Genomic DNA, 1,598 nt, shown 5'->3' with positions numbered 1-1,598 from the left:
TATCAATTATTCAATTGCTAACTTTCAACTAATTATTCTTATTTTTGAAGTAAAAAATGAGACACATGAATAGCAAATTTTTATTACTTTTACTGATTTTTATATTTTTTGGACAAAATATATTTTCTCAGAATTTATTAAATGATAAAAAGTTAAAGCGTGCAAAAGAATATAAATCAATGGAGGAGGCTTTAAAGAAACCTCATAAAGTTTATAAGTTAGACCTTTCAAAATCAAATTTGCGAGAATTACCAAAAGAAATCAGAAAGTTTAAAAATTTGCAGAAACTTGATTTGTCGGGAAACAAATTTAAAACACTACCACGAGATATTGGAAGGTTGAAAAATCTTGAATATTTAGATCTTTCTTTTAGCAGAAACATGAATTTTAGAACTGCATCACGTAATTTTTTTAAATTAAAAAGTCTTAAAGAAATTAATCTGAGTGATAACATGTTAAAACAATTGCCCAGCAGTGTTGCAAGGGTAAAAAACCTTGAGAGAATTGATTTGTCTTTTAATAAAAATATTAATTTGAGGCAGGTGCTTAGCATTTTAAAACGACTTGAAAACTTGGAGGTAATAATACTTGCCGAAAATAATATTCATAAAGTTCCTGACAAAATTACTGAAATAAAAAATCTTAAAGAATTACACTTGCAATACAATCCTATAAATCAGGCTGAAATAGACAGATTAAAAAAATTGTTGCCTAAAGTAAGAATAAATTTTTAGAAAATCCTTTTGATAAGTTTAAGATGGTGAGTGTATTTTTTTAATTGCGAATTGAAAATTCCTTTTTCATCAAAATCATCAATTCTAACACTAGCTGAAGCATGAATTATTTTTTTGTCTTTTAATAGTATTCCAACATGAGTAATTTTTTGATTTTCCTCAAAAAAAGCAAGATCAAAAACTTTTGCTTCTTCAATATTTATTTCTTTTCCAATTTTTGCTTGCTGTGAGGCATCTCTTGGTAAATTAATATTTGCAATTTTAAACAAACTTTGTGTAAATCCTGAACAATCAAAACCAAAAGAGCTTTTTCCTCCCCACAAATATGGAATTTCTAATAATTTATAAGCAATACTTTCAAGGAGGTTTTTATTATTTTTATCTGCTTTTAACAGCTCTCCTCTAAGGCTGAATTCTTTTGCTCCAATGTAAAAATTCTTTCCGTTCCACAAAGGTAAATAACTACCAAAGCCAAGATGCAAAATCCTTTCATTGCTATCACCTATTGCAATAGCTTCTGATGAATAATGTTTTTTTTCATTGTTTACTTTTTTAAATTCCTTTTCACTCAAATATTGCAATTCATTAGTATTTATCCATCCTAAATATCCATCAAAAGCTAATTTTACAAAAAACCACTCAGCATATTTCTCTTCCAATATTTCAAATACTTCACCAAATAAAACTTGTGATACATTCTCAGAACGATGATTAGCCTCTTTTCTTAAAGGGAAGAATGATAAATGGCAAATACCGAATTTTTTCATTGTTTATTTTTTTTACAAAAATACAAATATAATTTTCGCCTGTTTTGTATTTCATGAAACTTTTGCTTTTCAGGAAAGGAGATGCAGGATTCAGGAT

General features: G+C 27.2%; 2 protein-coding genes. One reads left to right on the top strand and one right to left on the bottom strand.

Annotated features, from left to right (window positions below; all coding sequences use genetic code 11):
- Window positions 1-65 precede the first annotated feature (65 nt).
- A complete protein-coding gene (locus tag U9R42_13985; protein ID MEA3497133.1) occupies window positions 66-734 on the top strand; it encodes a leucine-rich repeat domain-containing protein in 669 nt (222 codons plus the stop codon).
- On the opposite strand, the gene U9R42_13980 is transcribed toward U9R42_13985, so the two are convergent.
- On the bottom strand, window positions 731-1,501 hold the full coding sequence (locus tag U9R42_13980) for a C40 family peptidase (protein MEA3497132.1): 771 nt from the start codon (window positions 1,499-1,501) through the stop codon (window positions 731-733). The two genes, U9R42_13985 and U9R42_13980, sit on opposite strands and share 4 nt — an antisense overlap.
- Between the last annotated feature and the right edge of the window lie 97 nt (window positions 1,502-1,598).

The sequence above is a fragment of the Bacteroidota bacterium genome (assembly GCA_034723125.1).
GTDB lineage: Bacteria > Bacteroidota > Bacteroidia > CAILMK01 > JAAYUY01 > JAYEOP01.
Note: the sequence above shows the minus strand (reverse complement) of the source record. Positions and strands in the feature narration are given on the sequence as shown.

What these genes read in the sequence shown, in the direction of transcription:
- U9R42_13980 (MEA3497132.1), bottom strand. Translation starts at nt 1,501, where the DNA reads ATGAAAAAATTCGGTATTTGCCATTTATCATTCTTCCCTTTAAGAAAA.
- U9R42_13985 (MEA3497133.1), top strand. Translation starts at nt 66, where the DNA reads ATGAATAGCAAATTTTTATTACTTTTACTGATTTTTATATTTTTTGGA.